At 68.1% G+C, this 4216-nt stretch carries 4 protein-coding genes and 1 pseudogene; 2 read left to right on the forward strand and 3 right to left on the reverse strand.

The genetic code is table 11. From position 1 onward, the window contains the following. Positions 1-237: 237 nt before the first annotated feature. Both ACWD6N_RS37425 and ACWD6N_RS37430 read right to left on the reverse strand, forming a co-directional pair. Positions 238-1122 carry an ABC transporter substrate-binding protein gene (locus ACWD6N_RS37425; protein WP_387330653.1) on the reverse strand — a complete coding sequence of 295 codons (885 nt, stop codon included), beginning with the start codon at positions 1120-1122 and terminating at the stop codon, positions 238-240. Between the two features lie 112 nt (positions 1123-1234). Further along, complete coding sequence (locus ACWD6N_RS37430) at positions 1235-1948, reverse strand: IS6 family transposase (protein WP_450006707.1); 714 nt, start codon at positions 1946-1948, stop codon at positions 1235-1237. A 23-nt stretch (positions 1949-1971) separates the two neighbouring features. Between ACWD6N_RS37430 and ACWD6N_RS37435 the strand changes: the two are divergent. Together ACWD6N_RS37435 and ACWD6N_RS37440 are read left to right on the forward strand one after the other, a co-directional pair. Continuing rightward, positions 1972-3166, forward strand: a pseudogene (locus ACWD6N_RS37435) (IS701 family transposase); the annotation flags it as partial. Next, a complete protein-coding gene (locus ACWD6N_RS37440; protein ID WP_387330710.1) occupies positions 3167-3679 on the forward strand; it encodes a hypothetical protein in 513 nt (170 codons plus the stop codon). A gap of 1 nt (position 3680) precedes the next feature. On the opposite strand, the gene ACWD6N_RS37445 is transcribed toward ACWD6N_RS37440, so the two are convergent. Continuing rightward, on the reverse strand, positions 3681-4148 hold the full coding sequence (locus ACWD6N_RS37445; protein WP_450006705.1) for an integrase core domain-containing protein: 468 nt from the start codon (positions 4146-4148) through the stop codon (positions 3681-3683). Between the last annotated feature and the right edge of the window lie 68 nt (positions 4149-4216).

A 4216-nucleotide genomic window follows, 5' to 3' on the forward strand; every position in this document is an offset into this window, starting at 1 on the left:
GCACGCTCACGCAGCTCATCGTTGTACTTCTTCGGTGCGGGCATCGCTGGTTTCCTCCCAGGTTTCGATGTCTCCATCAAACCCGGTACGGGACACTGATCAACGAGTACAGCCGAGCAGCAGCAGCAGCCTGACCATGGCCGGGAAACGCCAGCTCACAGGCCCTGCACAAAGAATTGGCACGGCACAGGGTCGTGACGTCAGCGGGAACCACCGGCTGTAGAGGGTTATCCGGCGTCATACCACCCGGGCGACGGTGCCCACGGGCGGTTCGGGCACGGCGTCGGGGTGCAGGATCGCGGCGATCGCTTCGACGCCGTCGACGAGCCGCGGACCCGGGCGTACGACGAGGCCGTCCGCGTCGATCGCCCACACCGCGGCCCCGGGAAACCTCGGCGCGACCGTTTCGGCCTGCTGCGCCGCGCCGTCGAGGTGGAATCCACAGGGCGTGACGAGTACGACGTCGGGAGCGGCGTCACTGAGTTCCTGCCAGGTTGTCTGCACCGACCGGGCACCGGGGCGGGCGGCAACCGGGTTGCCGCCGGCGCTTCGCACCAGGTCGGGCACCCAGTGCCCGGCGGTGAACGGCGGGTCGACCCACTCCACGACCGCGACGCGGGGCCGCGGCCGGCCGGCGACCGCCGCCGCGACGGCCTTGAGCCGGGCGCGCAGGCCGGTTACCAGCGCTTCGGACCGTTCGGGTACGCCGGCCCGGACGCCTACCGCAAGGATCGTGTCGAGGACCTCGTCGAGCGTGTGCGGGTCCAGGGACAGTACGTCGGCGCGGCAGCCGAGGTAGTCCAAGGCGTCCGAGACCTGGCCTGAGGGCAGGGCGCACACTCGGCAGAGGTCCTGCGTGAGGATCAGCTCAGGTTTCAGGCCGGCCAGCGCGTCCCCGTGCAGGGTGTAGAGGTCGCTGCCTGCTGCCATCTGGGCCTTAACGTAGGCGTCGATCTCGTGCGGAGTGAGGCCGCGGGTGTCCCGGCCGCCGACCACGACGGTCTTGTCGCCCCGTGCGGCGGGCGGCACGTCACACTCGAACGTCACCCCAACCAGGTCGTCACCCAGGCCGAGGGCGTAGACGATCTCCGTCGCGGACGGCAGCAATGACACCAGACGCATACGGCCATCCTGCCCGTTCCCGCTGCGATGAGCGAGCTGACTCAACCGTGCCGTGACGGCGCTGTTGCGTTGTCTGATCGGCGGACGTGTTGAACCCCGGTTTGGTCGGAGGTCAGATCGCCCGGGCGAGTTCGGTGAACGCTGCCGCCATGCGCTTGGCAGAGGGGGCGTCGAGTCCGAGTTCGTAGTGGTCGCGTCGGAGATTCTGGATGAAGGCATGTCCGGTGATGATCACCTGCGCGGTCGGATCGGTTCGTAGGCCGCGCATCGGTCGTAGCCGGTGTTTTAGCTGGCTGTGATCAGCCTCGATCGGGTTGTTCGCGTGCTGCTCGACGTGGTGCCACGCCGACGGGACGAGCTCGTCCAGCACGGCGGGGTAGACCGCGGCGGCGTCGGTGACCACGTCAGTCGGTCTGAGCTTCAACGCCGACAGCGCCTGCTGGAAGAACCGCCTGGCCGCGTCGGCGTCCCGGCGGGTCGAGACCAGTACGTCGATGACTTGCCCGTACTGGTCTGTCGCGCGGTAGACGTAGCGCCGCACACCGTTGACCTTGACGTAGGTCTCGTCGACGAACCACCTGTCGCCTGGTGAGTGCCGGCTGAATCGGGCGGCGTCGGCCAGCAGCGGCGTGAATCGCTGCACCCACCGGTAGACGGTGACGTGGTCGATCTCGATGCCGTGTTCGACCAGCAGTTCTTCAAAGTCTCGGTAGGACAGGTTGTAGCGCGGGTACCACCGGACCGCGACGGCGATCACCTCGGGCGGGAACCGGAACCCGGCGAACGCGGACTTCGGTGGTAGCCAGGGGCGGGGACGGTTCGACAGCTTCACCGGTCAAGCCTGCCTCGATCTTGCTAACGACCAACGCAACAGAGTCCCGCCTGGAACATGTCTTCAAGCCACCGCGCGTTCGGGGCCTGCTGGCGCCGCTGCCGTCGAAGAACTGCTGGACGATCGCGGAGCATGCGGGAGACGCGAGCCCGGACGGGATGCAGGACCTGTTGACCCGGGTGAAGTGGGACGACGCCGCGGTCCGTGACGATGTCCGCGAGTTCGTCGGTGAGCACCTCGGCGAGGCCGAGGCGGTGCTGGTCATCGACGAGACGGGGGATCTGAAGAAGGGCCGGCATACCGTCGGTGTCCAGCGGCAGTACTCGGGTACCGCCGGGAAGATCGAGAACTGCCAGCTCGCCGTGCACCTCGTCTACGCCACCGAGGCTGGTCACGCGATGCTCGACGCGGCCCTCTACCTGCCGAAATCCTGGTGCGACGACCCTGAGCGCCGGGCCGAGGCCGGTGTCCCCGAACAGGTGCGCTTCGCTACCAAGCCGCAACTGGCGGCCCGGATGATCGAGACGGCTGTGAGCAGCGGGCTGCCCTGCCGGTGGGCGGCCGGCGACGAGGCGTACGGCAACGATCCGCGCTTGGCCGCCCGACTGCGTCAGCTGCGACTGGGCTACGTCCTGGCGGTGGCCTGTTCACATCAGGTGATCACCGGCCTGGGCGTCTACCGCGTCGACGTACTGGCCGCCGGTCTTCCTACGACCGCCTGGCAGCGGATGTCCGCCGGTCAAGGCGCGAAGGGACACCGCTACTACGACTGGTCGTTCACCGCCCTGCCGCACGCCGCCGACCTGCACGGCGGGCACCACTGGCTGCTGATCCGCCGCAACCGCAAAAACGGTGAGCTGGCCTTCTACCGCTGCTGGTCGGTCGAACCCGTCCCGCTACGCACCCTCGTCGCGGTGGCCGGCCACCGCTGGAAGATCGAAGAGTCATTCCAAGCCGCGAAGACCGGCCTCGGCCTGGACCAGCACCAACACCGCCGCTGGACGTCCTGGCACCGCTGGACCACCCTGACGATCCTCGCCCATGCGTTCCTCGCCGCCGCGACGACCGCTCAACCCCACCACGACCCGAACGAACTGGTCGCGCTGACCGTCAACGAACTACGCCACCTGTTCAACATCCTGATCATCGAACCCACCCGCCACCGACCCGCTGATCTGGTCAATCCGCCGGCGCCGACACTCAGCACGAGCCATGAAACGCCTCGCCGACGCACCACCGTCACCTGAGCCCGCCCCCTCCCCACCGCAAGCGCCCACCGCGTCGGCGGCGGACACGCCAGGCGATGACCGGCAGGAGCCGAAACCAGAGCCAGAGGAGAACCCTGAGCCGGCCCCGAGCGGCCGCCAGCAGATCGCCGAGAGCCGCGACGCTGGCCCGCCTGAAGCCGTGCCGCCGGGCGAACCGGCCGTCGCGGACCCGGCAGACGGGAGCGAGGACGACAAGGACGCCACTGGCGATGACGCCGACGAGGAGACGGACGACGGCGATCAGGACGCTGCCGGCGACGACGCGAACGCCGACGAGGACTCGGAGGTGCCCCAGGCAACCGCGCAGGCAGTGGCCTACTGGCTGCGCAAGGAGCCGAACCTGGACCCTGAACTGCTCGCCGAGAGGATCGGCAAGTCGCTGCGCTCGGTCTACCGTTACCTGCCTGTACGGTGCCAAACTCTGTTTAAGGCTTGTGGGCTGCGAATTTGCGAGTAGCTCAAGCTGCCCGGTGATACTGGTTGATCACGCCGTCCAGGACGCGGCGCCGCCGGATCGGCTTGTCGATCGCGACGACCACACCGGGGTCGTAGTCGGGTGGATGCTGATCCAGGCTCTGGTGCGGCCGGTGCCGGTCGAAGTGGTCCTCATAGTCGCGTAACACGGTACGGGCGTGCTGTTCGTTGGAGATCAATACCCGGTCGGTGCGCTCGGCCCGGACACTGCGCACGAAGCGTTCCGCGTACGCGTTCGCCCTGGGGGTGCGTGGCGGAGTCTTCACCACGTCGATGCCTTCGGCGGCGAACACCGTGTCGAACGACGCGGTGAACTTGGCGTCGCGGTCGCGGATCAGGAACCGGAACAGTGTCATACGGTCACCGAGGTCCAGCACCAGGTTGCGGGCCTGATGGGTAGTCCAGGCGGCGGTCGGGTGGGCGGTGTGGGCCTGCCCCGTTTTGACGGACATCCGAGATCAGGGGACCGGGGGTCTCCGGGAGGATGTCCAGCATCATGGAGAGCATGGGAAAGAAGCGG

Source organism: Micromonospora sp. NPDC005163, from assembly GCF_053599835.1.